Origin of the sequence: Bradyrhizobium erythrophlei, assembly GCF_900142985.1 — a bacterium.
GTDB classification, from domain to species: domain Bacteria; phylum Pseudomonadota; class Alphaproteobacteria; order Rhizobiales; family Xanthobacteraceae; genus Bradyrhizobium; species Bradyrhizobium erythrophlei_B.
Genome location: NZ_LT670849.1, coordinates 402369 through 427960, shown reverse-complemented (window position 1 = coordinate 427960; position 25592 = coordinate 402369). Strand labels below are relative to the sequence as shown.

At 62.1% G+C, this 25592-nt stretch carries 27 protein-coding genes and 1 pseudogene; 17 read left to right on the top strand and 11 right to left on the bottom strand.

Going from position 1 to position 25592, the window contains the following annotated elements; translation table 11 throughout:
* The first annotated feature begins 176 nt into the window (after positions 1-176).
* Genes BUA38_RS01905 through alkB form a run of 10 tightly spaced genes read left to right on the top strand, consistent with a single transcriptional unit; the run spans position 177 to position 8624 of the window.
* A complete protein-coding gene (locus tag BUA38_RS01905) occupies positions 177-1100 on the top strand; it encodes a branched-chain amino acid ABC transporter permease (protein ID WP_072816399.1) in 924 nt (307 codons plus the stop codon).
* Entirely contained in the window at positions 1093-2013 is a 921-nt protein-coding gene (locus tag BUA38_RS01900; RefSeq protein ID WP_072816397.1) for a branched-chain amino acid ABC transporter permease, read from the top strand. The genes BUA38_RS01905 and BUA38_RS01900 overlap by 8 nt, the downstream gene beginning before the upstream one ends.
* Positions 2003-2731 carry an ABC transporter ATP-binding protein gene (locus tag BUA38_RS01895; protein WP_072816395.1) on the top strand — a complete coding sequence of 243 codons (729 nt, stop codon included), beginning with the start codon at positions 2003-2005 and terminating at the stop codon, positions 2729-2731. Before BUA38_RS01900 ends, BUA38_RS01895 begins: the two co-directional genes overlap by 11 nt.
* Entirely contained in the window at positions 2721-3434 is a 714-nt protein-coding gene (locus BUA38_RS01890; RefSeq protein WP_072816393.1) for an ABC transporter ATP-binding protein, read from the top strand. Before BUA38_RS01895 ends, BUA38_RS01890 begins: the two co-directional genes overlap by 11 nt.
* On the top strand, positions 3434-4771 hold the full coding sequence (locus tag BUA38_RS01885; protein ID WP_072816391.1) for an acyclic terpene utilization AtuA family protein: 1338 nt from the start codon (positions 3434-3436) through the stop codon (positions 4769-4771). The genes BUA38_RS01890 and BUA38_RS01885 overlap by 1 nt, the downstream gene beginning before the upstream one ends.
* 4 nt (positions 4772-4775) lie before the next feature.
* Entirely contained in the window at positions 4776-5096 is a 321-nt protein-coding gene (locus BUA38_RS01880; protein WP_072816389.1) for an AtuA-related protein, read from the top strand.
* Positions 5097-5119: 23 nt separating this feature from the next.
* Positions 5120-6469 (top strand): amidase, encoded by a 1350-nt coding sequence (locus tag BUA38_RS01875; RefSeq protein ID WP_072816387.1) that lies wholly within the window; start codon positions 5120-5122, stop codon positions 6467-6469.
* A complete protein-coding gene (locus tag BUA38_RS01870; RefSeq protein ID WP_072816385.1) occupies positions 6462-7151 on the top strand; it encodes a DUF2848 domain-containing protein in 690 nt (229 codons plus the stop codon). Before BUA38_RS01875 ends, BUA38_RS01870 begins: the two co-directional genes overlap by 8 nt.
* 47 nt (positions 7152-7198) lie before the next feature.
* The gene (locus tag BUA38_RS01865; protein ID WP_072816382.1) at positions 7199-7945 is read left to right on the top strand and encodes a 2OG-Fe(II) oxygenase; all 747 of its coding nucleotides are present in this window, start codon (positions 7199-7201) and stop codon (positions 7943-7945) included.
* Positions 7946-7970: 25 nt separating this feature from the next.
* Positions 7971-8624: a DNA oxidative demethylase AlkB gene (gene alkB / locus BUA38_RS01860; protein ID WP_072825745.1), complete on the top strand. Its 654-nt coding sequence runs from the start codon at positions 7971-7973 to the stop codon at positions 8622-8624.
* A 17-nt stretch (positions 8625-8641) separates the two neighbouring features.
* Here the strand turns inward: alkB and BUA38_RS01855 are convergent, their stop codons facing one another.
* The 11 genes and pseudogenes from BUA38_RS01855 to BUA38_RS01810 form a co-directional block, all read right to left on the bottom strand.
* Positions 8642-9295 (bottom strand): LysR substrate-binding domain-containing protein, encoded by a 654-nt coding sequence (locus BUA38_RS01855; protein WP_244553177.1) that lies wholly within the window; start codon positions 9293-9295, stop codon positions 8642-8644.
* Between the two features lie 87 nt (positions 9296-9382).
* Positions 9383-9508 (bottom strand): annotated as a pseudogene (locus BUA38_RS38700) (LysR family transcriptional regulator); the annotation flags it as partial.
* On the bottom strand, positions 9486-10499 hold the full coding sequence (locus BUA38_RS01850) for a phosphonate dehydrogenase (RefSeq protein ID WP_244553176.1): 1014 nt from the start codon (positions 10497-10499) through the stop codon (positions 9486-9488). The gene BUA38_RS01850 and the pseudogene BUA38_RS38700, both read right to left, overlap by 23 nt.
* A 33-nt stretch (positions 10500-10532) precedes the next feature.
* Positions 10533-11342 carry a phosphonate ABC transporter, permease protein PhnE gene (phnE, locus tag BUA38_RS01845; RefSeq protein WP_072816375.1) on the bottom strand — a complete coding sequence of 270 codons (810 nt, stop codon included), beginning with the start codon at positions 11340-11342 and terminating at the stop codon, positions 10533-10535.
* Entirely contained in the window at positions 11339-12214 is an 876-nt protein-coding gene (gene phnD, locus BUA38_RS01840; RefSeq protein WP_072816373.1) for a phosphate/phosphite/phosphonate ABC transporter substrate-binding protein, read from the bottom strand. Before phnD ends, phnE begins: the two co-directional genes overlap by 4 nt.
* 34 nt (positions 12215-12248) lie before the next feature.
* The gene (phnC, locus tag BUA38_RS01835; protein WP_072816371.1) at positions 12249-13004 is read right to left on the bottom strand and encodes a phosphonate ABC transporter ATP-binding protein; all 756 of its coding nucleotides are present in this window, start codon (positions 13002-13004) and stop codon (positions 12249-12251) included.
* A 175-nt stretch (positions 13005-13179) separates the two neighbouring features.
* Positions 13180-14805 carry a thiamine pyrophosphate-dependent enzyme gene (locus BUA38_RS01830; RefSeq protein WP_072816369.1) on the bottom strand — a complete coding sequence of 542 codons (1626 nt, stop codon included), beginning with the start codon at positions 14803-14805 and terminating at the stop codon, positions 13180-13182.
* A 22-nt stretch (positions 14806-14827) separates the two neighbouring features.
* On the bottom strand, positions 14828-15700 hold the full coding sequence (locus tag BUA38_RS01825) for a fumarylacetoacetate hydrolase family protein (protein WP_072816367.1): 873 nt from the start codon (positions 15698-15700) through the stop codon (positions 14828-14830).
* Between the two features lie 14 nt (positions 15701-15714).
* On the bottom strand, positions 15715-16473 hold the full coding sequence (locus BUA38_RS01820) for a molybdate ABC transporter substrate-binding protein (RefSeq protein WP_072825744.1): 759 nt from the start codon (positions 16471-16473) through the stop codon (positions 15715-15717).
* Between the two features lie 21 nt (positions 16474-16494).
* Entirely contained in the window at positions 16495-17478 is a 984-nt protein-coding gene (gene hpaD / locus BUA38_RS01815; protein ID WP_072816365.1) for a 3,4-dihydroxyphenylacetate 2,3-dioxygenase, read from the bottom strand.
* Between the two features lie 30 nt (positions 17479-17508).
* On the bottom strand, positions 17509-17907 hold the full coding sequence (locus BUA38_RS01810; protein ID WP_072816363.1) for a 5-carboxymethyl-2-hydroxymuconate Delta-isomerase: 399 nt from the start codon (positions 17905-17907) through the stop codon (positions 17509-17511).
* Positions 17908-18149: 242 nt separating this feature from the next.
* On the opposite strand from BUA38_RS01810, the gene hpaR reads away from it, so the two are divergent.
* The 7 genes from hpaR to BUA38_RS01775 all read left to right on the top strand — a co-directional run bounded on the left by hpaR (position 18150) and on the right by BUA38_RS01775 (position 25487).
* Positions 18150-18611, top strand: a complete 462-nt coding sequence (gene hpaR, locus BUA38_RS01805) for a homoprotocatechuate degradation operon regulator HpaR (protein WP_083587915.1) — start codon at positions 18150-18152, stop codon at positions 18609-18611.
* Positions 18612-18839: 228 nt separating this feature from the next.
* The gene (locus BUA38_RS01800) at positions 18840-19982 is read left to right on the top strand and encodes an ABC transporter substrate-binding protein (protein ID WP_072816359.1); all 1143 of its coding nucleotides are present in this window, start codon (positions 18840-18842) and stop codon (positions 19980-19982) included.
* A 71-nt stretch (positions 19983-20053) separates the two neighbouring features.
* A complete protein-coding gene (locus tag BUA38_RS01795; protein WP_072816357.1) occupies positions 20054-20929 on the top strand; it encodes a branched-chain amino acid ABC transporter permease in 876 nt (291 codons plus the stop codon).
* Positions 20926-22707, top strand: a complete 1782-nt coding sequence (locus BUA38_RS01790; RefSeq protein ID WP_072816355.1) for an ABC transporter permease subunit — start codon at positions 20926-20928, stop codon at positions 22705-22707. The genes BUA38_RS01795 and BUA38_RS01790 overlap by 4 nt, the downstream gene beginning before the upstream one ends.
* The gene (locus BUA38_RS01785) at positions 22707-23450 is read left to right on the top strand and encodes an ABC transporter ATP-binding protein (RefSeq protein WP_072816353.1); all 744 of its coding nucleotides are present in this window, start codon (positions 22707-22709) and stop codon (positions 23448-23450) included. The genes BUA38_RS01790 and BUA38_RS01785 overlap by 1 nt, the downstream gene beginning before the upstream one ends.
* A gap of 45 nt (positions 23451-23495) precedes the next feature.
* Positions 23496-24581 carry a malate/lactate/ureidoglycolate dehydrogenase gene (locus BUA38_RS01780; protein ID WP_072816351.1) on the top strand — a complete coding sequence of 362 codons (1086 nt, stop codon included), beginning with the start codon at positions 23496-23498 and terminating at the stop codon, positions 24579-24581.
* Between the two features lie 129 nt (positions 24582-24710).
* A complete protein-coding gene (locus tag BUA38_RS01775; RefSeq protein WP_072816349.1) occupies positions 24711-25487 on the top strand; it encodes an HpcH/HpaI aldolase family protein in 777 nt (258 codons plus the stop codon).
* Positions 25488-25592: the final 105 nt, after the last annotated feature.

The following is a 25592-nucleotide window of genomic DNA, read 5'->3' as shown; positions in this document are numbered from 1 at the left end:
ACCTTCCGAAGTTCGAGCTCCATTGCAGCACCCACCGTCACGAACTTCGGAAAGTCATGGGCACTAGCAAACTTATTGAATCTAGTACCGCTTCATCGATCTGAAGTCCCTGATTGGACTCGCCGCTTGTGGTGCAGGGACTTCAGATCGGCGGTACTAAGAGGAGTAACGCCTCGATGCTAGTCTATGCGCTGGTCGCAGGCGTTCTCTTCGGATTGTACTTCAGCCTGGTCGGTATTGGTCTCAACCTCGTGTTCGGCGTCATGCGCATCGTCAATCTCGCGCATGGCGACTGCCTGATGCTGGGCGCCTTCATCGCCGTCGGCGTCGTCGGCCTGTTCGGGGTTGATCCGTTGTTTGCGGTACCGCTCGCTTTCGTGATCTTCCTGATCGCGGGCCTGCTTCTTTATTGGGTATTGGTGCCACGGCTTCAGGGTTCGACCAATCCGGAAATGCTGTCGATCATCCTGTTCTTCGGCCTGTCGCAGGTTATCGAAGCGATCACCACGATCTTCCTCGGCACCAGCGAGCGTTCGATTCCAAGCCGTGCGCTCGGCACGGTGTTTTCCTCGATCAAGGTCAAATGGTTCGGCGGCACGGAAGGTAGCGGGCCGGTGCAGATTTTGGGGCAGGGGTTTCCGACGCCCTGGGTGATCGCCGCCATCACCAGTCTAGTCGCGATCGGTTTCGTCTACATCTATCTCTATCAAACTAGGCTCGGCACGCTGACACGCGCGGTGATGTCGCGACGCGACGAGGCGTTTTCAACCGGGATCGATGTCGATCGCGTCTCGGCTGCGGCCTTCGGCATCGGGCTGGGGCTCGCCGCGGTCGCCGGCATCTTCGCGCCCTTCATGTTCGGCTCGGTGACGCCGGCCTTTGGCGGTGACGCCACCGTCACGTCGTTTACCATCGTGGTGCTGGGTTCGCTCGGCAATCCCCTGGGTACCGCGCTTGGCGGCGTCGTCTACGGCATCTGCTACATGGTGGTGCAGACTTACTTGAGCTCCTGGGCTGATCTGCTGCCCTATGTCTTGCTGATCTGTATCTTGCTGTTGCGCCCGAGCGGCCTGCTCGGAAGGCGGGTGCGCGTTGCCTAGCTCTCTTAAGCATACTTTGTTTGTCGCGTTGCCGCTGTTGGTCGTCTTCGCGGTGTTGCCCGGCGTCTATCAAAACCATCTGCTGCTGTTCAACTTCGTGATCTTCCTGATCCTCGCCCAGGGCGTGAACATCATCTACGGCTTCACCGGCTATCTGCCGTTCGGCTATGTCGGCTTCTTCGGCGCCGGCGCCTACGGCTTTGCGGTGCTGGTGATGCATTTCCAGGCCCCGGCCGTGCTGGCGGTGCTGGTCGGAGGCCTTGTCGGCGTCGCGCTCGGACTGCTGCTCACGCCATTGCTGAGGCTTTCGGGCGCTTATTTCGCGATCGCCAATCTTGCCGCGTCGCTCGCGGTCCTTCATTTCATCGCCAACCCGGCGCTCGAGCCGATCACCCGCGGACCGTACGGCGTTTCGCTCACCGGCACGTTCAACCCCACTTATGCCTATGCGGCGGCGCTGGTCGTGCTGGCGCTGACATTGGGCGCGGTCGTATTCCTGAAAAACTCGCGCTTCGGCCTCGCCTTGCAGGCGGTGCGGGAAGATTCCGTCAGTGCCGCGATGGCTGGCGTCAATGTCGTGCGCATGCGCATCATCGCCTGGCTGACATCGGCGCTGGTCGCCGGTCTCGCCGGCGGCGTCTATGCCTGGTACGTCTCGGTGTTCTATCCCGACAACGTCTTCAGCGGCGAGTTCAGCATTTTCGCGATCGTGTTCGCGCTGTTCGGCGGCGTTGCCTCGATCTCGGGCCCGATCGTCGGCGTGATCATCCTTTACGGCATCTACAATCTGATCGGCTTCACCACGCCGCAATATTTTCAGCTGATCTATGGCCTCCTGATCATGGGGCTCGTGCTGTTCCTGCCGGCAGGGCTGGTGTCGCTCGCAACGCGAAGGGGCTGGCATGTCCCCTGAGAACGCACCTCTTCTCAACGTCTCAAAACTCGAGAAACGCTTCGGCGGCTTCTACGCATTGGACGGCTTGAGCTTCCACGTCTCCTCCGGTGAGATCCTGGGACTGGTCGGTCCCAATGGCTCCGGCAAGACCACCGCGATCAACGTGATCTCCGGCCTTTATGCTCCCGACGGTGGCGAGATTGTGCTGGAAGGCGGATCGATCGGCGGCGTCGCCTCGCACAAGCTCGTTCATCGCGGCATCAATCGCACGTTCCAGATTCCAAAGCCGTTTCTCTCGCTGACGGTGCGGCAGAATGTCGAAGTCGCTTTGGCCTATGGCGGGGCTACGGATGTGCCGGCCATGGCTGACCTGTTGGAGGAATACCGGCTCGCCGAGCTCGCGGACCGTCCGGCGGCAGATCTCAACAGCTCGCAGCAGAAGATGCTCGATCTCGTACGCGCGCTTGCCACGCGGCCGCGGCTGTTGCTGCTCGACGAACTCGCGGCCGGCCTCAATCCGGCGGAACTCGACTGGGTCACCGAGCGCATCAAGGCCTTGGCCAAAAGCGGGATGGCGATCATCGTTGTCGAGCATCTCATGGGATTCATCGAGCACATCACCGACCGCGTCATTGTCATGAATGCCGGCAAGGAGATTTTCGAGGGCAAGCTTGCGGTCGCGGTCAAGGTTCCGCAGGTGATCGAGGTGTTCCTGGGAGGCGAGCATGCCGCCTGAGACTGCGCCCCTGCTGACGGCGCAGGGCGTCGACGCCGGCTACGGCACCATGCAGGTGCTATGGGGCGTCGACCTCGAGGTTCGAGCCGGCGAGACCGTGCTGCTGCTCGGCACCAACGGCGCCGGCAAGACCACTTTCCTGAAATCGCTGGTCGGGCTGATCGAGGCGCGGCACGGCCACATCCGATTGGGCGGGGCGGACGTGACACGGATGCGTTCCAGTGAACGGATGCGGCTCGGCATGACCTACATGTCGGAACTCGCCGTTTTTCCTGATTTGTCGATCGAGGAAAACATCCGCATCGGCGCGCAGGCGATCGGGCACCCCAGCCCCAACATTGACGAGCTCTATGAGACCTTTCCGGTGCTGCGCGACAAGCGGCGGAACCCGGCGTCGAGCCTTTCCGGCGGTCAGCGGAAAATGCTCGGGATCGCCAAGGCCTTGGCGGCCGAACCTCGCTTGTTGGTAATGGACGAGCCATCGGCCGGATTGTCGCCATTATTCGTCAAGGAAGTCATCCGGATCCTGAGCGACCTGCGCGGCAGGGGATTGGCTTTGTTGATCGCAGAGCAGAATATCGGCTTCCTTGAGGTCGCGACCCGCGTGTTTGTGCTCGAAGGTGGCCGCATCCGGTTTTCCGGAACCGTGGCCGAGATGACCGACAATGAGGCGCTGCGGCGGGCGTATTTCGGACTGAAGTGATGCGAACCATCCGGATCGGGTCAGGCGCGGGTTACTCGGGCGATCGCATCGAGCCCGCGGTGGAACTCGCCGAAAAGGGCGACATTCAATACCTGGTGTTCGAATGCCTGGGCGAGCGCACGGTCGCCCTTGCCCAGCAGGCGCGAATGAAGAATCCGGAAAGCGGCTTCGATCCGTTGCTCGAGGAGCGGATGCGTGCAGTGCTGCCGGTCTGCGCCGCCAAGGGCATCAAGATCGTCACCAATATGGGCGCGGCCAATCCGCTCGCGGCCGCCCGCAAGACGGCGGCGATCGCAAAATCATTGGGTCTTTCCTTGAAAGTCGCGGCGGTCGTCGGTGACGACGTTCTCGACGCCTGCAAGCAGGGCGATCTGCCGATCATGGAGTTCGACGGCAGGATCAGTCAGTTCGGCAACCGCCTGATCTCGGCTAACGCCTATCTCGGCGCGGCTCCGATGGCCGAAGCGCTGAGCGGTGGCGCCGACGTCGTGATCACCGGCCGCGCCTCCGATCCCGCGCTTTTCCTTGCGCCACTGATCCACGCCTTCGGCTGGCCGATGGACGACTGGAACCTGCTTGGCAAGGGCATCGTCGCTGGCCACATGCTGGAATGCGCGGGCCAGGTCACCGGCGGCTATTTCGCCGATCCCACGTTCAAGGACGTCGAGGGCCTCGCGCGGCTTGGCTTTCCGATCGGCGAAGTCGGCGAGGACGGCAGTCTCATCATCACCAAGGTCGAGGGCTCCGGCGGCGCGGTCACCGCGCAGACCTGCAAGGAGCAACTGCTCTACGAGGTGCACGATCCCGTCAGATATATGCAGCCGGATGTGATTGCGGATTTCTCGCAAGTCGAGATCGAGGAGATCGGCAAGGACCGCGTGCGGATCAGCGGCGGACGGGGTCGCGAGCGCCCGCCGACGCTTAAAATCTCGGTCGGTTATGTCGACAGCTTCATCGGCGAAGGCCAGATGTCCTATGCCGGTCCCGGCGCGCTGGCGCGCGGCCGGCTCGCGCTCGATATCGTTCGCGAACGGCTGAAGCTCACGGGCGTCGTAACGAACGAATTGCGGTTCGACCTGATCGGCGTCGATTCCCTGCATGGTGCACAGGCTTCCTCGCGCGCCAATGAACCCTATGAGGTGCGCATTCGCGTCACCGGGCGCACCGACAACCTGCGTGAAGCCGTCCGGATCGGCAACGAGGTCGAAACGCTTTATACCAACGGCCCGGCCGGCGGGGGCGGGGCTGTCAAGTCAGCGCGCGACGTCGTGGCGGTCGCTTCCGTGCTGTTGCCGCGCGAGCTGGCGAAACCGCAAGTGCAGTTCGTCGGGAGTTGATGGCATGAAGCTCCGCGAGATCGCCCATTCCCGCACCGGCGACAAGGGCAATATCTCCAACATCTCCGTCATCGCCTACGATGCGAAGCACTATCCGCTGCTGCTCGCGCAGGTGACCCCCGACCGCGTGAAGGCGCATTTCGTCGGCGTGGTCGAAGGCGAGGTGGTCCGCTATGAGCTGCCCAAAATATTCGCGCTCAACTTCGTGATGGACAAGGCGCTGGGAGGCGGCGTAACGCGCTCGCTGGCGCTCGACGCGCATGGCAAATCGCTGAGCTCTGCCTTGCTCGATCTGGAGATCGATGCTCTACCCGATAGACCATAGCTGATCGACGAGAACCAATAATCATGCAGAAGACCCCGACACTGACCTCCCTGGCGGCCGATCTCGAAAGCGGGCGCACCAACGCGCGCAAGCTTGTCGACGAGTGTCTGGCCAAGATCGCCGACAAATCGGGTGAAGGAGGCCGTGCCTTTGTCCACGTCGATGTCGAGGCTTCGATCGAAGCAGCCAAGGCCATGGACCGGCTTCGCGAAGTCCGCGCCGCGCCGTCGCCGTTTGCCGGCATTCCAATCTCGATCAAGGATTTGTTCGACATCAAGGGCCAGGTCACGCGCGCCGGTTCGCGGGCGCTCGATGATTCACCGGCCGCCGAGGCCGACGCGCCGGTGGTGTCGCGCCTGCGGCGCGCTGGCTTCATCCTGATCGGCCGCACCAACATGACCGAGTTCGCCTATTCGGGCATCGGTATCAATCCGCATTACGGTACGCCGAAGAGCGTCTGGCAACGCGAGGTCGGACATGTGCCCGGCGGTTCATCGTCGGGCGCGGCGGTATCGGTCGCCGACGGCATGGCCCATGGCGCGCTCGGATCAGATACCGGGGGCTCGTGCCGGATTCCGGCCGCTTATAATGGCATCGTCGGCTTCAAACCGACGCAGCAGCGCGTTCCGCGCGACGGTGGCGTGCCGTTATCGTTTACGCTCGACAGCTTCGGACCGCTTGCGCGCACTGTCGAGTGCTGCGCGGTGCTCGATGCCGTGATCGCTGACGAGCCGGTGCGGCCGCTACAGCCGCGCGCCGTCAAGGGCATGCGGTTCGCGGTACCGACGACGGTGGCGCTCGACGATCTCGACGATCAGGTGGCGCGGGCTTTCGAGCGAACGCTCGAGAAACTGTCGAGGCTGGGTGCATCGATCGAACGAATCGAGGTGCCCGAATTTCTCGATGTCGCCGTCATGAACAGCAAGGGCGGCTTTGCCGCGGCTGAAAGCTACGCCTGGCACCGCTACCTGATCGAGAACCACGGCGATATCTACGATCCCCGCGTCTCCTCGCGCATCGTGCGCGGCGAAGCGATCACGGCTGCCGACTACATCGATATTCTCCAGGCGCGAACATCGATGATCGCGCGCGCGAATGCGCGGATATCCCCCTATGACGCTGTGGTGATGCCGACTTGCGCGATCACGCCGCCGCGCATCTCCGATCTCGCCGATGACCATGCGTTCACGAAGGCGAACCTGCTTTCCTTGCGCAATTGTACACTGATCAACATGATGGATGGCTGCGCCATTTCACTGCCGTGCCATCGCCATGGCGAAGCGCCGGTCGGCTTCATGCTGGCCGCGGCCGGCGGTTCGGACCGCCGTATCTTCGAACTCGCGGCCGGCGTGGAGGCTGCACTCCATGTTTGACCTGACCTTTACCATCGAAACCAGGGATGGCGGCACCACGCCGCTGACGCTTGCGATCGACCAGGCGGTGATCGCCGGCTGGACCGGGCGTGATCCGGTCGCGCGCGACAAGCACATCGCCGAGCTTGAGGCGATCGGCATCGCGCGGCCGGCAACGACACCGATCTATTACCGTTGCTCGGCGCGGCGGCTGACACAGGAAGACAGCATCGAGGTCTGCGGCGGAAATTCCAGCGGCGAGGTCGAGTTCGTTCTGGTCGGCTGGCAGGGCCGGACCTTCGTCGGCCTCGGCTCCGACCATACCGACCGCAAGGTTGAGGGCTACAGCGTCACGGTGTCGAAGCAGATGTGCGACAAGCCGATGGCCTCGACATTGTGGGAACTCGAAGACGTCATCGGTCATTGGGACCGCCTGATCCTGCGTTCCCATGCCTGGATCGCGGGCAAGCGGGAGCTCTATCAGGAGGGTACGCTGGAGGCGATGCTGCCGGTCTCGGAACTGCTCAAGCGCGGCTTTGCCGGCGGCAAGCTGCCGGACGGTTGCGCCATGTTCGGCGGCACGTTTGCCGCCAAGGGCGGCATCCGGCCGTCCAGCCGGTTCGAGTGCGAACTTGAGGACCCCGTCCTGAAGCGCAGCATCCGCCACGCCTATGATGTCGTCGAGCTACCCGTGCTGGGTTAGCCGGAAATCGGGTGGCTCCAGGGCTCCTGACTTGCGACGGTGCTGGCATGAAGACATCAGCACAAAAGACCACGCCCGGATTTGAATCCGACGCTGCCGCCCGTGTGGCGGCGATCGACTGGAGCAAGGCTGCGGGCGATCTCGATGCACAGGGTTGCACCGTGCTGAAGGGATTGCTCACGGCCGACGAATGCCGCGCGTTGGCTGAACTCTATCCCGAGGACAAGATCTTTCGCAGCCGGGTTGTGATGGGCCGCCACGGATTCGGTCGCGGCGAATACAAGTATTTCGCCTACCCGCTGCCGGAGCCGATTGCGGAATTACGGCCGCTGCTCTACGCCCGCCTTCAATCCATCGCTAACAGCTGGAATCAAGCGATGGGGATCGATATCCGCTATCCCGAAAGCCACGAGGCATTTCTGGAGCGCTGCCACAAAGCGGGCCAGCTCCGGCCGACGCCGCTGCTCCTGCAATACGAGGAGGGTGACTACAACTGCCTGCATCAGGACCTCTATGGCGAGCATGTGTTCCCGTTGCAGGTGGCGATCCTGTTGTCGGAACCCCGTCGTGATTTCGAAGGCGGCGAGTTCGTGCTGACCGAGCAGCGGCCGCGGATGCAGTCGCGTGCGGAAGTGGTACCGCTGCGCCAGGGTGACGGCGTGGCGTTTGCTGTGCATGTCCGCCCGGTGCAGGGGACGCGTGGTGTCTATCGTGTCAATATGCGTCACGGCGTCAGCCGGCTCCGTTCCGGCCGCCGTCATACGGTCGGCGTGATCTTCCATGATGCCAAGTGACGAATTGTTGTGAGGGTCGGTGACGTTGACGGCGGATCTGTTTTCTTGCCTTCCCATTGTGCGGGCTTCACGGGAAGAGATGGCCGAAGGCGCCGTGCTCTTGCGCTCCTTCGTCGGTGACCGTGAAGCGGAGCTGATCGCCGCACTGCGCGACATCGTGGCGGTTGCGCCGTTCCGGCGCATGTTCACCCCGGGCGGGCATCGGATGTCGGTTGCGATGACCAATTGCGGCAGCGGGGGCTGGGTCACCGACCGCAGCGGCTACCGCTATAGTCCTGACGATCCCGAAACCGGCAAGCCGTGGCCGGCGATGCCTCCAATGCTTCGAGAGCTCGCCGATAGTGCCGCGCTAAGCGGAGGTTTTGCCGGATTTGCGCCGGACGTTTGCCTGATCAACCGCTACGTTCCCGGTGCGAAGATGTCGTTGCACCAGGACAAGGACGAACTCGATTTTGGCGCACCGATCGTTTCGGTGTCATTGGGCCTGCCTGCAATCTTTATGTTCGGCGGCCTGAAGCGAAGCGACAAGCCGCGCCGTTTTCGCCTGGAGCACGGCGATATCGCGGTGTGGGGCGGGCCGTCGCGGTTGTTCTATCACGGCGTCGCACCGCTTGCGGAAGGCAATCATCCCCTGATGGGACCGCAGCGTCTCAATCTGACGTTCCGCAAAATTCGGTGATTGACCGACATGGCGGCTCAACCAGAACAAGCATTGCTGAGAACATGGCCGACAAAGCGCGAAGCGGGCGCAGCTTCCGGCAATCCGGCCGGCGAAATGATTTTCAATTCTTTCGTGAGTTCAATTCCGCTGAGCGGCACTGCGACGAGCTGGCCCGCTTTGATTTCATCCGTCACCGCCGCTGCGATGACAAGCGAGATGCCTCGACCGGCGCGGACAGCCCGTTTGACCGCCTCCGTATTTCCCAAGCCGCCGACGGCCGTACCCGCGACGGCACCGAGTTGTTTCCTCAGGATCGTGTTCGTTCCTGTTCCAGGTTCGCCGCCCAACAGGATCTGGCCTGCGAGCTCCTCAGCCTCGACGCCATTGCGTGCTGCCCAAGGATGGTCGGGCGCGACAATGATAACCAGTGGCTCCTTCCGCCAGCCGTACTCGCAAAAGCCCGGCTGATCGCTCCACCATTCCATCAGCGCCACGTCGGCACGTCCATTTTTCAGACGCTCGGCAACCTCGGGGTTGGCGCCGATCCAGAGATCGACCGGTATCGGATTGGCGGCCTGAAACTCGGCCAGCATTGATTGCAGCAGATAGGTGCCAATGTTGCTGGACGCGGCGATCCGTAAGGCAGCCTGAGCAACAATGGCTCGACTGCGCTCGGCCGTCTCGACCATCGCGCGGGCAAGTGGCGCAAACACCGCGCCGTGAGCGGTAGCTTCGACAATCCCGCGCCGGCGTACAAGCAACGGCGCGGCCAGATCTGCCTCGAGCTGCTTGATATGCTCGACGACGGTCGAGGGCGATAGCTTGAGGCCTCGCGCCGCCGCGCGAAAGCCGCGCTCGCTGAGAACGGCGAGAAATGTCCTAGCGTGCACCAGATTGAGCATGAACGAACTGCTTGCCCGGATTGTTGACGGCGCCAAACGGGACCTGGCCGGCGAGCGCATCCAGGATGCTGCGCGCTGCCGAGAGCTCGATCTGGCGCCTGATCTCCGTGACGCCCGATCCAATGTGGGGTGTGAAAACGGTCGGGGCCGACGAATTCGTAAGCCGCGGATCGATGCGCCTTGGGCGGTTTTGTAGAGCCCAGTCTTCGCATTCGAAGACGTCAGCCGCATAGCCCGACAGGTGCCCGCGATCGATGGCGTCGGCGACTGCGGCCTCGTCAACCAGAGATCCGCGAGCCGGATTCACCAGTCGCGCGCCCGGCTTCATATCGGCAATCGTTCTTGAACTGATAATGTGCCTGGTCTCGGCGGTTAGCGGCAACGCCAAGACGATGTAATCGGAGCGTGCGATTACTTCCTGAAAGCTCGCCGTCGTGACACGGGGCTGCCAGAATTTCTCCATCGCTGCCGACATCGATTGGTCATAGGCCAACAGACGACACTCGAATCCAGCGAGACGTTCGGCAATCGCCTGTCCGACAAGGCCGAATCCGACGATGCCAACCGTATTGCCCGCCAGGCCGGCTCCATAGAGCTCGGCGCGCCAGCCGTGAAAGCCGTGCTGTTTGATATTTCGATCGCCGGCCATGATGTTTCGCCCGAGTGAAAGCATAAGGCCGATGGTCAACTCTGCGGTTGGCACGGTCAACAGATCCGGCACAATGGTGAGCCATACCCCGGCGTTCGTCGCAGCTTGAACGTCGATGTTGTCGAAGCCCTTGAGCGCCGCTCCGATGACGCGAAGGTTTGGACAGGCGGCGAGGAATTCCGCATCGACCCTGTCAGTCATGAATGCGAGCAGTGCGGTTGCATCCCGGCAGTGTCGCCGCACCTCTTCGTAGGTCCACGGCTCAACCGTTGGGTTGACGTCGACCGTTGCGTGCTCTTCGAGCAGAGCCCGTGTCTCGGGAAAGACTGGGTTGGTTGCCACGATCTTCGGTTTTCCTGTCAAGACATTACTCGCTCACTTGAGATAGCTTCGCAGCGCGCTGCCGATGCCGTCGACAATCGTTACGCAGATCAGAATACAGATGAGAAGCGCCGATACCTGCGCGTATTCGAGCACCCGGAGTGCGGCGATCAATTCGAAGCCAATGCCGCCGGCACCGACCGCACCGAGCACGGTCGAGGCGCGAAAATTGTATTCCCAGCGATAAATAGTGGTGTCCGCCAGCTGGGGCAGGACCTGCGGCAGCACCGCATGAAAGACGACCTGGAGTGGCGAGGCGCCGGCCGCGCGGGCAGCCTCGACCCGCTTTGGATCAACATGCTCGATGCTTTCGGCGAAGAACTTGCCGATCATTCCGACTGAGTGGAAACCGACCGCCAACACGCCGGGCAGTGCCCCGAAGCCAACCATGGCAACGAAGATAATGCCCATGATGAGTTCCGGGATCGATCGCAGCAGATTAAAGAGCGTGCGTGTCGCATGGTAAACAAAGATGTTGGGCGTCGTGTTGCGGGCGGCAAACAAGGCCAGCAACAGCGAGAGCGAGACGGCAAGGGCGGTTCCTGCGACCGACATCGCCAACGTATCAGCAAGCGGCCTCAGCCAGTTCTGATAACGCCTGAAATCCGGCGGAAACATTTCGCTGGATAGCTGCTTGATCGCCGGCCAAGCGTCCAAGAAGCGCTGGGGATCAAGCAGGCCGGTGAGCGCCATCGCAACGACGATCAGAATAATGATCACAAATATACCGGCGCCGCGTTTGAGCCGCATCGCTCCTTCGCGAGCCAGGATGTCGTCGTAGAGTGAGGGGGCGGAAGTGTTCATCCCTTGAACTTTGCAAGATCGAGATCGAGCAGCTTTGCTGTTTCGCGCAGAATGTCGTAGGCGTGGTCGTCCGTCGCCACGAAGCCTTCCGCGCGAAACGTCTTCAAAATGTCCTTGTCGTTGAGCTCGAGGAACGCCTTCCTGATCGAGACCTTGAATTCGGGGGCCAGATACCCCTGCATGGTGATCGGATAATTCGGAATCGGATCACTTTCTGCCAGAATGATCAACTTGTCGCCGTCGATCGAACCCTTGGCGACCAGCGATTTGAAGATTTCCTGACTAAGACCGCCGGCCTGAACTTGACCCGACTGCACGGCACGCGCGACCGCATCATGTGCTCCGAGGAGAACATATTTGTAGTCGGTGTCGCCGATCAGGCCGTCGCGGGCCAGCAGTGCCCGCGGAATCAGGTGGCTGGACGTGGAGGCGAAGTCGCCAAATCCAACCATCTTTCCCCTGATGTCGGCGAGCGTCTTCACGGGGCCATCGGCCCGCGCGATGATGACGCTCTTGTAGGTCGGTGAGCCCTTCGAAACGCCGACGGCAAACGGTTCGATCTCGGGAGCTTTCGACTTGGCCAGCACGTAGGAGAGTGGACCGAAATATGCGACTTCGATCCGCCCGAACCGCATCGCCTCGATCATCGAGGAATAGTCGGTGGTGACGACGAGCTCGATGTCCTTGCCGAGGCTGTGCTCGAGATAGGCTTTCAACGGTGCCGCATTCTGGATAATCGTGGACGCGTTCTCGTCGGGGAGGAGCGCCACCCGCAACTTGGCGGGGTTCGGCGCCGACTGGCCGGAAGCATGGTCGAAGGCAAGAGACAGGCCGCCGACCGTGAAGGCGACTAAGAAGCTTCTGCGTTTCATGGCTTGATCCGATCCGATGCGCTGGCGTTGTCGTCTAGGCCGCCGCCATCCGGGACGGGGCTGCGAGATAAATTTGGTCGAGAATTGTCTGGCTCAGTTGCAAGGCCGAGCCTTCGTAGACGATCCGGCCGTTCGCCAGTCCAATCACCCGATCGGCGAACTGGCGGGCGAGATCGATCTGATGGAGGCTGACGATCGCGGTGATGCCGTCTTCCCGGCAGATGCGATGGAGATCCGCGAGTACGCGTTCGCCGGTTGCCGGATCAAGGCTGGCTACGGGTTCGTCGGCAAGGACGAACTGCGGCTTTTGTGCCATGGCTCTCGCGATCCCGATCCGTTGCTGTTGGCCTCCCGAAAGCTCGTCTGCCCGATCAAGAGCACGTTCGAGCAGGCCCACGCGTTCCAGCGATTGCAAGGCGAGCAGCCGATCAGCCAGCGGCAGCGCAAATAAGGACCTCAGCGTGCTATGTGCGCCGAGGCGGCCGACCATGACGTTTTGCAGGGCTGTGAGGCGGCCGATCAGATGATGCTGCTGGAAGATCATGCCCGTACGGATGCGATGTTTGCGCAACGTGCGAGCATTGCTGAAGATGGAACCTAGGCCTTCGACCGTGACGTCCCCCTGGGTCGGCTTCAGCAGCCCGTTCAGGCAACGAAGCAATGTCGATTTGCCCGCACCCGAAGGGCCAAGCAGCACGAGGAACTGGCCCTTCGGGACGGAAAGGCTGATCGGCAAGACCGCTCTCACGCCGTTGGGAAAGGTCATTGCAACATAGTGCAACTGCAGCATCGTTTGGACCTCGGGAGCGGATCGCCTGCCTCAGGCGGCCAGCCCGATCGGACTTTCCGAACAGAAAGCCAATTTGTTCGGAGAAAACGAATAGCGACCGTGGACGACAGGCGCATGACAGCGTCCGTGGCGATCCGGAGTTGGGAAGTGGCGGTCAGGAAAGCAGAGCTGTCGGCTAAGGCTTCGCCGGGTGAATGAACGCCCAGGGGCTCACCTCGGAATCCCGGGGCACCTCGATCTCGATCAGATAGGGTCCGCCGTCCGCCAGCGCTTTCTCCAGGGCTGCGCGGAAGTGATCGGGCGACGTGACGCGCGCCGCACCCACACCAAAGGACTCCGCGAGCTTGACGAAATCCGGATTGACCAGGTCGGAGGCCACGATACGGCCGTCGAACCGTTCGCGCTGGTCGCGCCGCACATTGCCGTAAGAATTGTTGTTGAATACAAGAACCACGACGCCGATCTTGAACTGCACGGCGGTCGACAATTCCTGCACGCCGAACATGAAGCCGCCGTCGCCGGTGATGGCGACCACCGGACGGTTGGGGTGCGCGACCTTGGCGCCGAGTGCAGTCGGGAATCCGGAGCCGAGCGTCCCTTGATAGCCCGAACTGATGAACGTCCGCGGTTCGTAGACGGGAAAGCCGTACCAGGACGCAAAACCGACTTGCGACAACTCGTCGGTAACGATCGCATTCGGCGGCAGCACCTCGCGCAGGATGTTCAGATAAGCCATCTGCGGCTGGATCTGCTGAATTTCTTTCAGCGCCACTGCCGAGGCCTCGCGGATCGCCGCGCGGCGGCCGCTGGTCCTGGTGTAGCCGATTTTCTTTACCGCGGCCGCCAGCTCCGATGTGGCAGCCGTGGCGTCGGCCACGACGGCGGCATCCGGCGCATATCGCCGCATTTCGACTGGATCGATATCGATGCGGAGCGATTTCAGCCCGTCGGGGCGGAATGGCCAGCGCGTCATCGCCGGCAATTCCAGCCGCGTGCCGATGCCGATCATGAGATCGGTCTGCGGCCACAGCCGGTAGGCGGCCGCCATGGTCAGTCCGAGTTCGTGCGCATTGGAAACGATGCCGCGCCCGCTGCGGAACGCGACCACCGGCGCATCGATCAGTTCGGCCAGTTCGAGGATTTCATCGCCGGCATCGATCGCGCCGGAGCCGACAAAGATCATCGGCGTCTTGCTTGCTGCAATCAGGCTCGCTGCCGATTTGATCCGATCCGGATCGGGCTGCGGCGCCGGAAAGCGGTCGAACACCTCGGCGGCGCCGACCGCGGCCCGTTGCGTGAACACATCCCAGGGCATTTCGAGCGAGGCCGGGCCGCGACGCCCGGACAGCATTTCCTGAAACGCGCGCGCGACCAGCGTAGGAGCGTTGGCCGGATATTCGATGCGCTCGGCCCATTTGACGAACGTGCGCAACGTAGCGAGCTGGTCCGGCATCTCGTGCAGATGGCCGCGTCCCTTGCCGAGAAAGGCCGTCGGCACCTGTCCGGTCAGGCAAAGCACGGGCTCGTTGCCGCCAAAGGCCGTCAACAGCGCCGCGCTGGCGTTGAGCACGCCTGGGCCTGGAACCACGCTGAACACGCCGGGCTTGCCGGTTGCGCGCGCAAAGCCAAAGGCCATGTAGCCGCAGGCCTGTTCGTGCCGCGCGCCAATCACCTTGAGCTGGGCTTGATGGAAAGCGTCGAACAGGCCGTAGATCTGGGCGCCAGGAAGTCCGAACACGGTGTCGACGCCGTGCGCGATCAGGCCGCTGACAATGGCTTCGCCGCCGGAGCTTACAGACATGGGATGCTCCACTCCGCGCACATCAGGGAGTTTCGTCGATGACGCCGTTGCGCAACACGCCGATATTCTCGGCCTCAACCTCGATGACGTCGCCGGGTTTTAGATAGCGTGGCGGATCGAACCGCGCGCCGGCCCCGGTCGGGGTGCCCGTGACGATGACATCGCCGGGCACCAGCGTCGTGAAGGTCGATATGTAATGGATCAGGTGGCGAAAGCCGAAAATCAGACGCGACGTGCGGTCATCCTGCCGAGTCTCGCCATTGACCCGCGTCGCCAGCCTGACATCGGCAATCTGGGATTCGTCTGCGTAAGGAACGAGCCACGGGCCGAGGCTGCCGGTGGAATCGAAATTCTTGCCCTGCGTGACGTTGAACTTGGCGTGCCGAACCCAGTCGCGAATGGTGCCCTCGTTACACAGCGTGAGGCCTGCGATGTGATCGAGCGCGTCGCGCTCCGCAATGTGCCGGCCGGCCTTGCCGATCACCAGCACCAGTTCGCCTTCATAGTCGAGCTGGGAGGAAGCTTTCGGGCGGACCAGCGGCGTTCCGTGACCGACGAACGAGCGTGGCGTGCGGAAGAACATGCTTGGATATTTTGGCGCGTCCGACCCGTCTTTATATTCGGCGTTGCGGTCGGGGTAGTTGACGCCGATGCAAATGATCTTTTCCGGCGCCGGAATCGGCGGCAGCCAGGTGACGGTGTCGAGCGCGTAATCTGCCGGGTGGCGATCTGCCTCTTCCGCGAGTTTGCGTAAGCTGTCGCCAGCGATCACCTCGCGCAAGGTTGGAAACTCCTTGCCCCAGCGCGCCGAGAGGTCGATGATCCCGCGATCGGTCGCGACGCCGTATTTGGCGGCGCCATCAACGGCAAACGTGGCGATACGGGCTACAGCCATTGGATGTTCCGCGCTTAGTCGTGGCCGGGCGTCATGCCTTTGGATTTGAGAACGGCGACGGCTTCGGGCGACATCAGAAAATCGATAAAGGCTTGAGCTGCGTCCTTTTGTTTGGTGTCGACCGCCAGTGCCGCCGGGAAAACCAGTTCCTGTTGCAATCCGGAAGGGAAGGGGCCGACGATGTCGACGCCGGGCGCGGTCAGCACATTGTTCACGAACACCGCAATCTCGGCCTGTCCGCTGACCACAGCGGGGATGATTCCCGTCGGCTGCGCCTGTGCAATGGTCTTGGCCTTCATCGCCTCGGCAATGCCAAGCCGCTCAAACATTTTCAGGATATAGGAGCCGGCGGCGCTCGCCGGCAGGAACGTGATGGATTTTGCTTCCAGCAGCGTCTTCTTGAATGCTTCCGGCGTGCTGATGTCAGGTCTTGGCGCGCCGGCTTTCACCGCGACGCCATAGCCGACGCGCGCAAATTTTACGGGCGGCGCGAAATGAGCCTTGGCGGCGGCATCATAGAAGACGTCGATCGGAACGACGCCGAGGTCGAACGGTTCGCCCGAGGTCGCAGCCTTGATCAGGTTCGGCGTGGTGTCGAAGTCGATGACGAGCTTGTGGCCGGACGCCTGCTCGAATTTCGGCGCAAGTGCGGTCAGCACGCTTCGCAGGGATCCTCCCGCCAGCACCTTCAACTCGGCGGCATGCGCGCTGCCCGTCGGTGATGCGCCGGGCAGGAGACCCAGCATCGAGGCGGCCGCGACAATCAAGGACATCTTCATAAGGTCTCCGTAACTTCAATCAGCAACTGTGACTTCGGCGACAAACTGCGGCTCGCGCAGAGCTTGCTCCGGAAATGGCGATCCCTCCTCGAACCACGAGCGCGGGGCGGGCGCACCCCACAGCGTCTGCCGGCGCGGATCGTTCAGCGACCAGCGCATTGGAGCGTGGTCGTGGTCGCCGGTGAAATAATCGCTGGTGTAAAGTTCAAGCCGGTGGCCATCGGGATCGCGGACGTAGAGGAAGAACGCGTTCGAGATACCATGCCGCCCGGGGCCGCGCTCGATATTATTGAGATAACCGCTTGAGGCCATCACGTCGCACAGGTGCAAAATGTTCATGGCAGTGGGCACCCAGTAGGCGAAATGGTGCAGGCGAGGGCCTTTGCCGTTGGTGATAGCGAAATCGTGAACGTTGCCCTTGCGATGCAGCCAGGCGGCCGCGATCCGGCCGTGTTCACCATCCTCCTCGGCGTATTCGGTCAGGCGGAAGCCGAGCCGTGCGTAAAAATCAACCGTGTCCTGAACCTCGGCGGCGAAGACATTGAAATGGTCGAGCCGCTGCGGATGGCAGCCCTTGTAGAGATCGTAGCGGCGCAACAGAAGCGGGCGCTTGTCCATCGCCGCGTAGAGTTCGATCTGAAAGCCGAAGGGATCGGAGAATTGCAGTGTGCGGCCCTGGAAGGGCTGCTCGGCAAAGGCGAAGGCGATGTTGTTCTGCGAGAAGAACGCCGCGGCCTTGTCGAGATCTCCCTCGTCGCCGACCTTGAAGCCGAGACGGCGGCAGGTCGCGTGGGACGCCTTGCGCAAGACCAGCGAGTGATGTTGCTGCTCCTCTCTGCCGCGCAGATAGACCGCGGCATCGCCGCGCTCCTCGACATGGAGGCCGACGGCGTTTTCGTAGAATTCGGCACTCGCCTTCAGATCAACTACGTCGAGGACGACGTGGCTGCTTCTGATGATGTTGAACGGCGGGTCGAAGATGTGTTTTGGAACGGGCATCAAGAATCTCTGAGCTGGAATCCCAATCCTTTATCCATGGGCGGCGTCCGCCTTCAAAGCTTCATGAATATTGTTACGCTTCCAACTGGTTTCCTTGTCATTGATCTGCATGTCAAATGACAAGGCGAATTTGCACCTGGCAAAAACCGGATCGAGATAGGCCGACAGGGCACGGAAAATATGTTCGCCGGCTTCCTTGCGGGTCTTGAGATCGCGGCCCTCGCCGAGGCGCAGCACTATGTCGAGGAAGGCATGGTCGGGATTGCCGTCGCCGATCGCATAGTGCTCGCACCGGACCGCGCGCACGCGAATGCCGCCGAGCGGAAAGATGCCGGTCTCGATCGCAGCCTTCCGGACGATCTCGACTACTTGTCCCATGTCGACGCGCGCATCGAGATTGGCGGAATATTCGATCGTGAAATGCGGCATGGCGGATTGCTCTTCGGCGCTTTCAGCTGAACGGCGGCCGGGCGCTATTGTCGGCACGGATCACGTCGCGCGTCTCTGAGGGCGCGACAAAAACCCGCGTGCCCGAATATGATTAACATGTTAAGTTCTGTCTAGCAATCGATTGGAAATTTGTGCAACGCAAACGAATTGCCGCACCGATGGTGACGCCAAAAAAAGCCGCAAGCGACGCTGCGCTTAATCCGGCCGAGCGCCGGATTCCGATGCGCGATTTTTCCAGATCTCTGCCGATGTCGCTGTTGCGCGCGCGTGAGGCAGTGATGCGGCAATTTCGCCCGTCGCTCCGTCGTCACGGGCTGACCGAGCAACAATGGCGGATTTTGCGTGCGCTTTCGGCGGTCGAGGCCATCGAGGTCACGGAATTGGCGCGCACCGCCTTTCTTCTCGGTCCGAGCCTGTCGCGGATCCTGCGTGATCTGGAGGCGCGACAGCTGATCGAGCGCCGGACAGCAAAAGTCGACCTGCGGCGTGGTGTTGTCTCGATTTCCCAAAAAGGCCTGAAGCTGATCGAACTCATCGCTCCCACCTCCGAGTTCATTTACGCCGAGATCACCCGGCGCTACGGCGTTCAAAGGCTGGCCGAGCTTCAGGCTATGTTGGCGGCCTTGGAAAGCAGTCTTGCGGCCCTCGAAGTGACTGATATCGCGCCCTCGGAAGATACGTGACAGGCGACATTCGTTATCTGCCACGCAAATAGGCAGTCGATGATTGCCGCATTGCGAGAGCGGGACGCTCCATTGTGTCGGCCTGCGCCAAAAGCCTAAATCGCTGCAATATCAATTTACTCGCGCTTCAAGACTTCGTAAGTACCAGACGGTGTGCCGCGCTTTCTCGCGTGCGGCGCGATATACCAATAAGAGCCGGCAAAAAGCACGGTTCCAGGGAGGGTTTGTATGAAACTGACGAGACGCGAATTCGCGGCTGGCATCACCGTCACCGTTGCGGCGCCCTATGTCATCACGCGCGCGGGCGCACAGGCTTCGACCATCAAGATCGGCATGTGCGTTCCGGTCACGGGGCCGGCGGCGGAGCAGGGGCTTTGGGCGCAAAACGGCGCCAAGCTCGCGCTCGCAGCCGTCAACAAGGCCGGCGTTCTCGGCAAACAGGTCGAACTCGTCATCGAGGACGACCAGACCACCAATCCCGGCATCGTGCTCGCGTTCTCCAAGCTCGCTGCACAATCCGACATCGTGGGATTCCTTGGTTCGGTGCGTTCGACCCAGATCCACGCCATGGCGCCCGACGTGCTCAAGCTCGGCAAGCCCGTGATGATCGGCGGCACCGATCCAACGCTGACGCATATGAACAATCCCTGGCTGTTTCGTTTTCGTCCCAATGACAGCTACTCGGGCCGCGTGATCGCAGATTTCGGCGTCAACACGCTCGGCAAAAAGAAGTGGGCGATCGTGCATTCCACCGACGCGTTCGGCACTGCGGGCGGCAAGGCCTTGTCGGCGGCGCTGGAAAAATTGGGTGCGCCGCCGGTGCTCGATCAGGGCTACGCCAACCAGAGCCAGGATTTCACGCCCGTGGTCCTTGCCGTGAAGCAGTCGGGCGCGGACGTGCTCGGCACCTACTTCACGTTTGAGAACGATCTTGGCATTTTCGCCCGGCAACTGCGCCAGCTCGGCGTCACCATCCCCTGGGTGGGGTCGCCAACGACGGTGAACGTATCCGCGATCAAGCTTGCCGGACCTACGCTCTACGGCACCTATGGCGTCGCCGATTATGCCGAGGAATCGAACGAGACGTCGAAGGCTTTCGGCAAGGCCTATCGCGAGGCCTACAAGACCGCGCCGGATCTCCAGAGTGCCTGGACCTATGATGCAATCACCGTTCTTTCGGCGGCGATCAACAAGGCGGGCTCGACCGACCCCGGCAAGATTCGCGAAGCGATCCTGGGCTTGAAGAAATTCCCGGGCGCTGAAGGTGAATATAATTTCGACCAGAACGGCGACGGCCTGCATGGCTATAACGTCGTGCGAAACGAGAAGGGTGCGATCGTCTTCGACAAGCATATCGAATTCGACGATTGATGATCTGAGGTGGCTCCCCCGACGGGGGAGGCCGCTTTGCGTTTCGCTTCCAGAACCGGCCCGGCGCATTCATGGACCTCATCCTGCAACTGCTGTTTACCGGCATCGGCATCGGTGCCGTCTATGCGCTGATCGCGCTCGGCTTCGTGCTGATTTTCCGCGCCACCAACGTGGTGAACTTCGCGCAAGGCGAGTTCTCGATGGTCGCCGCCTATCTGATGGTGGTGTTCGCGGTCGATCTCGGCTGGCCATACTGGCTGTCGTTCCTGCTCGCGCTTGCGGGCATGGCGCTGTTGGGCGTGATCTTCAATCTCGGCGTTTATTATCCGCTGCGTCATCGCACCTTTCTGCCGGTGATCATCGCGACCATCGGCGCCTCGATCCTGCTCGCCAATTCCGTGCTCGCGATCTACGGGCCGCAGCCGCAGGTGCTCGAAGGCTGGTTCGACACGCCCGGTATTCAGCTCGGCCCGGTCTACCTCGATAGCCAGTATTTGCTGATTATCGCGGTGACCGTCGTGCTCGTGATCTTCAACTACTGGTTCTTCGAGCACACGATGTTGGGCAAGAAATTGCAGGCGACATCGCAGGACAAGGAAATGGCCTCGCTGCTTGGCATTTCCGTCTCCACCATGATCATGATCACCTTCATCTATTCGGCGGTGCTCGGGGGGCTCGCCGGCATTCTGGTGGCGCCCGTCCTGTTCGTGTCGATCCAGATGGGCTCGACGATCGCGCTCAAGGCTTTTGCCGCCACGATCATCGGCGGATTTGGCGATGTCGCCGGCGCGATCATCGGTGGTGTCGCGCTTGGCATCATCGAGACCTTTGGGGCGGCCTATATATCAGTGCCGTATAAAGACGGTTTTGCGTTCCTGGTGCTGGTTGCCTTCCTGGTGTTCCGGCCGCAAGGCATCTTCGGCGAACGCGTCGCGGAGAAGGCATGAGCGCGCCGAGCGAAAACATCGCAATGGCCGCGACCGCGCCACGCGTCAAGCCGCTGTGGCTGAGGCACCTGCCGTATTTCATCGGTTGCGCCATTCTCGTGAGCCTCGCCGCGACCGTTCAGTTCGACGGTTATATCCATAACATCCTGATGCAGGCGACGACGTTTGCGATCGCGGTCTTCGGCCTGTCGGTCGTGCTCGGCCTGTGCGGCCAGATCAATCTGGCGCAGGCCGCGTTTTTTGGTCTCGGCGCCTATGCGGTCGGGCTCGGCACCGCGGACTACCATGTGAGCTATTGGCTCTGCCTCGCCGGCGGCTGCGTGGTCGCGCTGCTGGCCGGCGCCTTCCTCGGCATGTCGACGCTGCGGCTTGGTGGGCACTACCTTGCGATGGTGACAATCTCGTTCCAGCAGATCGTCACCCTCGTCATGATCAACTCGATCTGGCTCACGCACGGCCCTGACGGCGTGTCGCGCATCGGCCGGCCGGACCTGTTTCAGTCGTCGCAATCTTATCTGGCCTTCTGCGTCGCGATGCTGGCGCTGGTGGGTTACGTGGTCTGGCATCTCGCCGATACGAGACTCGGCCGCGCCATGCGCGCGGTGCGCGACAATGAACTCGCCGCAGGCGTCGTCGGCATCGATGTGTTCCGTACCAAGGTATCGGCTTTTGCCTTGAGCGCGGTGCTGGGGGGACTGGCCGGCGGGCTGTTCGCCGGCGGCTTTGCCTATGTCAGCCCGGATCAATTCTCCTTTGCCGAGTCCGTCGTGTTCCTGACCATGTCGCTGCTCGGCGGCGTCGCGTCGCCGATTGGCTCGGCGATCGGGACCGGATTGTTGATCCTGATCCCGGAATGGCTTCGCTTCCTCAAGAGCGTGCCCGGACTTTATCTCGCCATCTACGGCCTGTCGGTGATCCTCATCATCCGCTACATGCCGGACGGCATTTGGGGGTTTGCCAAGCTTGCGACCGAGCGGTGGTGGCTGAAGGCGAGGGCGCTTGCGGGGGGACCGGCATTGCAACTGGCGCCGGCGACGGTTGGCGGCGACATCGTGCTTTCGGTGAAGGGCCTCTCCAAACACTTCGGCGGCCTCAAGGCGGTCGACAATGTCGACATCGATGTCAGGCGTGGTGGCGTCCATGCGCTGATCGGGCCGAACGGGTCCGGCAAGACGACGACGCTCAACGTGCTCTCTGGAATCTACAAGGCAACCAGTGGGACGGTCGTACTAGACGGCACCGACATCACGGACATGCCGCCGCATCAGCGCGCGGCCGCCGGCCTTGGACGCACCTTCCAGAACATCCGCCTGTTTCGTTCGATGACGGCGCTCGAGAACGTCATCATCGGCGCGGAACGTCCGGGCAATACGCTAACCGGCAAGGCTGACGACGAGGCACTCACCGCGCGGGCGATGTCGGCCTTGACCTTTGTGGGACTTGGTTCGCGCGCCGACGAGCTGATCTCGAGCTTTTCCTACGGGCATCAGCGTCTGATCGAGATCGCGCGTGCGCTTGGGGCCAATCCGACCTTGTTGCTGCTCGACGAACCGGCGGCGGGGTTGAATTCCAGCGAGAAGCTTGAGCTGCACGCGCTGCTCAAGCGCATCGCGGCGCAAGGCCTCACCATCCTGATCATCGACCACGACATGACGCTGGTCAGCGAGGCTGCACAGCACATCACGGTCCTGAATTTCGGAAAGCGCATTGCGGACGGTGAGTCGCTCGCAGTGCTGCGTCATCCCGACGTCGTCTCTGCCTATCTTGGAACCGAATAATGGCGCTGCTTCAAATCAACGACCTGGTCGTGCGCTATGGCGAGATCGAGGCCTTGCGCGGCGTCTCGCTCGCGGTCGATGAAGGCCAGGTGGTGACGTTGCTCGGCGCCAACGGCGCCGGCAAATCGACGACGCTGCGCGCGATTTCCGGGCTGATCAAACCCGCGTCCGGCGAAATCCTGTTCGACGGCAAGCCAATCTCGGGCCCAAATACACACACGCTTGGGCCCGAAGCGATCGTGCGGCTCGGCATCTCGCATGTGCCGGAAGGGCGGCGGGTATTCCCCGGGCTTTCGGTGAAGGAAAATATCATGCTCGGCGGCTCGAACCGTCGCGTCGGCAAAGCTGAGCTGTCGCGCGAGGCGGATGCGATGTTCGATCTGTTCCCGGACATCCGCGCGTTTGCCAATGCGCTCGGCTGGACGCTGTCGGGCGGTCAGTTGCAGATGGTGGCGGTCGCGCGTGGGTTGATGGCGAAGCCCCGGCTTTTGCTGCTCGACGAGCCGTCGCTTGGGCTGGCGCCGGTCATCGTGCAGGCCGTGTTCCGGATCATTTCGCAAATCCGGCGCGACACCACGGTCTTGCTTGTCGAACAGAACGCGCGCATGGGATTGTCGGTCGCCGATCACGGCTACGTCCTGGAGACGGGGCGGATTGTGCTCGGCGGCAAGCCCGACGAACTCTGGGGCAATGAAGCCATCCGCGCCGCTTACCTCGGCGGTCATGCCAAGGTGAGCGCATAATCTTACGACGCAATAAGCGCCAAACCAAAAAGAGCGACGACTGAAATGGTCACGATCAAGGTTCCTCATCTCATCGATTTTGTTTCGGATATTTTCGGTCACGCCGAATCCTCCACTGAGGAGGCGCGCCGCGTCGCGACTTACCTTACGACCGCCAATCTCACCGGGCATGACAGCCACGGCGTGATCCGCGTGCCGGTCTACATCCGGTGGAAGAAGATGGGTTCGATTATTCCGAACCAGACCGCGGAGGTCGTCGTCGATACGCCGTCACTGGCTGTCGTCGATGGCAAGTTCGGCTACGGCCAGACGGTAGCGCCGGTTGCGGTCAAGATCGGCATCGAGAAATGCAAAAAGGCGGGGTTGGCCGCGGTCGCACTTCGTAACGCCGGACATATTGGCCGCGTCGGCGACTGGGCCGAGGCGGCCGCCGCCGAAGGTCTGATCTCCGTGCATTTCGTCAATGCGGCCGGCTCGCTGCTGGTCGCGCCTTTCGGCGGCGTCGAGAAGCGGCTGTCGACCGCGCCCTATTGCGTCGGCGTGCCGCGCGAAGGACAGCCGCCGATCGTGCTCGATTTCGCCACCTCGATCGTGGCCGAAGGCAAGTGCCTGGTCGCAAGCCGTGGCGGCAAGAAACTGCCCAAGGGCGCGCTGATCGATGCCGATGGTGCGTTGAGCGAGGACCCGCACGTGCTCTATGGGCCATACACACCCGACGGTCCGCGCGATCACACCAAAGGGACCGGCGCGATCCGGGCCTTCGGCGAACACAAAGGCTCGGGGTTGGCGTTCATGTGCGAACTGCTTGGCGGCGCGCTGACCGGCACGGGGGCCACTGCGCCCAACCGGCGCTTTGCCAACGGCATGCTCGCATTTTACATCGACCCGAAAGTCGTCGACCCCGCGCACTTCTTCGACGGCGAGGTCTCCCGCTATGTCGATTTCATCCGCGGGACCAAGCCGATTGCGGGCGGCGAGCCGGTCCTGATTCCGGGCGACGTCGAGCGCAAGACCCGCGCCGAGCGGACCGAAAACGGCATTCCCTTGCCGGACGACACCTGGGCTGCCATCGTCAACACCGCCCGCGAGGTCGGCGTCGGCGAGGCAAGCATCCAGCGGGCAACCCAGTAATGCGCCATCTTGGCGAGCCAAGCCGGTTGTTCGGCGCTAAAAGCGGGATCTGATTGGTGGGTCGCGTAGCGGCGAGGCGGTAGCTTCCGTTCGCGAGGCCGGAACAGATTGCAACGTAAGGAAAGAACGATGGCAAACAAGGTCAAGGAAATATGGGCGGCGGGCAAGGTGGTCGTGAACGCCTGGCTTGCGATCCCTTCCGGCTTCTCGGCCGAGGTGATCGCGCAATGCGGCTTCGACAGCGTCACCGTCGATATGCAGCATGGCGTGCAGGACTATCAGTCGATGGTCCAGTGTTTCCAGGCCATGCACGGCCATCCGGTGACGCCGATGGTGCGGGTGCCGTGGAATGAGCCCGGCATCATCGGCAAGGTGCTCGATGGCGGTGCTTATGGCGTGATCTGCCCGATGATCAACACGCCGCAGGAGGCCAAAAACCTCGTCTCCTACAGCAAGTACCCGCCGATGGGTGTGCGTTCGAATGGCCCGATCCGCGCCGGCCTGTACGGCACGGCCGGCAGCTATCAGAAGACCGCCAATCAGGACACGGTGTTGCTCCCGATGATGGAGACCAAAACCGCGATCGAGAACATGGAAGCGATCCTCGATGTCGAAGGCATCGACGGCGTCTATATCGGACCGTCCGACCTCGGCTTCTCCTATGGGCTGGTGCCGAAGCTCGATCGCGAGGAGCCGGAGATTCTCAAGATCTACGAGAAGATCGTGAAGGAATGCGGCAAGCGCGGCCTGCATCCCGGCATCCATTGCTCGGGCGCCGACGGCGCGTTGCGTGCGATCAACATGGGTTTCAAGCTCGTGACCCTGTTCAACGAGGTCGGCCTGATGGCGACCTATGCGAAGATGCAGATTGCCCAGACCCGCAAGGATTCCGGCGGCAAGGCGTAAGGATCTCGTGTCCCGGACGCGGTGCAGTGCTTCTTCAGCGCTGCACCGCAGATCCGGGATCCATTGACGTCGCGCGCTCACTCTAGGCCCCGGATCAGCAGCGCA

Coding starts and splice junctions, on each gene's coding strand:
- BUA38_RS01905 (WP_072816399.1), top strand. CDS start 177: ATGCTAGTCTATGCGCTGGTCGCAGGCGTTCTCTTCGGATTGTACTTC.
- BUA38_RS01895 (WP_072816395.1), top strand. CDS start 2,003: ATGTCCCCTGAGAACGCACCTCTTCTCAACGTCTCAAAACTCGAGAAA.
- BUA38_RS01890 (WP_072816393.1), top strand. CDS start 2,721: ATGCCGCCTGAGACTGCGCCCCTGCTGACGGCGCAGGGCGTCGACGCC.
- BUA38_RS01885 (WP_072816391.1), top strand. CDS start 3,434: ATGCGAACCATCCGGATCGGGTCAGGCGCGGGTTACTCGGGCGATCGC.
- BUA38_RS01880 (WP_072816389.1), top strand. CDS start 4,776: ATGAAGCTCCGCGAGATCGCCCATTCCCGCACCGGCGACAAGGGCAAT.
- BUA38_RS01875 (WP_072816387.1), top strand. CDS start 5,120: ATGCAGAAGACCCCGACACTGACCTCCCTGGCGGCCGATCTCGAAAGC.
- BUA38_RS01870 (WP_072816385.1), top strand. CDS start 6,462: ATGTTTGACCTGACCTTTACCATCGAAACCAGGGATGGCGGCACCACG.
- BUA38_RS01865 (WP_072816382.1), top strand. CDS start 7,199: ATGAAGACATCAGCACAAAAGACCACGCCCGGATTTGAATCCGACGCT.
- BUA38_RS01855 (WP_244553177.1), bottom strand. CDS start 9,295: ATGGTCGAGACGGCCGAGCGCAGTCGAGCCATTGTTGCTCAGGCTGCC.
- phnE (WP_072816375.1), bottom strand. CDS start 11,342: ATGAACACTTCCGCCCCCTCACTCTACGACGACATCCTGGCTCGCGAA.
- phnD (WP_072816373.1), bottom strand. CDS start 12,214: ATGAAACGCAGAAGCTTCTTAGTCGCCTTCACGGTCGGCGGCCTGTCT.
- phnC (WP_072816371.1), bottom strand. CDS start 13,004: ATGCTGCAGTTGCACTATGTTGCAATGACCTTTCCCAACGGCGTGAGA.
- BUA38_RS01830 (WP_072816369.1), bottom strand. CDS start 14,805: ATGTCTGTAAGCTCCGGCGGCGAAGCCATTGTCAGCGGCCTGATCGCG.
- BUA38_RS01825 (WP_072816367.1), bottom strand. CDS start 15,700: ATGGCTGTAGCCCGTATCGCCACGTTTGCCGTTGATGGCGCCGCCAAA.
- BUA38_RS01820 (WP_072825744.1), bottom strand. CDS start 16,473: ATGTCCTTGATTGTCGCGGCCGCCTCGATGCTGGGTCTCCTGCCCGGC.
- hpaD (WP_072816365.1), bottom strand. CDS start 17,478: ATGCCCGTTCCAAAACACATCTTCGACCCGCCGTTCAACATCATCAGA.
- BUA38_RS01810 (WP_072816363.1), bottom strand. CDS start 17,907: ATGCCGCATTTCACGATCGAATATTCCGCCAATCTCGATGCGCGCGTC.
- hpaR (WP_083587915.1), top strand. CDS start 18,150: ATGCGCGATTTTTCCAGATCTCTGCCGATGTCGCTGTTGCGCGCGCGT.
- BUA38_RS01800 (WP_072816359.1), top strand. CDS start 18,840: ATGAAACTGACGAGACGCGAATTCGCGGCTGGCATCACCGTCACCGTT.
- BUA38_RS01795 (WP_072816357.1), top strand. CDS start 20,054: ATGGACCTCATCCTGCAACTGCTGTTTACCGGCATCGGCATCGGTGCC.
- BUA38_RS01790 (WP_072816355.1), top strand. CDS start 20,926: ATGAGCGCGCCGAGCGAAAACATCGCAATGGCCGCGACCGCGCCACGC.
- BUA38_RS01785 (WP_072816353.1), top strand. CDS start 22,707: ATGGCGCTGCTTCAAATCAACGACCTGGTCGTGCGCTATGGCGAGATC.
- BUA38_RS01780 (WP_072816351.1), top strand. CDS start 23,496: ATGGTCACGATCAAGGTTCCTCATCTCATCGATTTTGTTTCGGATATT.
- BUA38_RS01775 (WP_072816349.1), top strand. CDS start 24,711: ATGGCAAACAAGGTCAAGGAAATATGGGCGGCGGGCAAGGTGGTCGTG.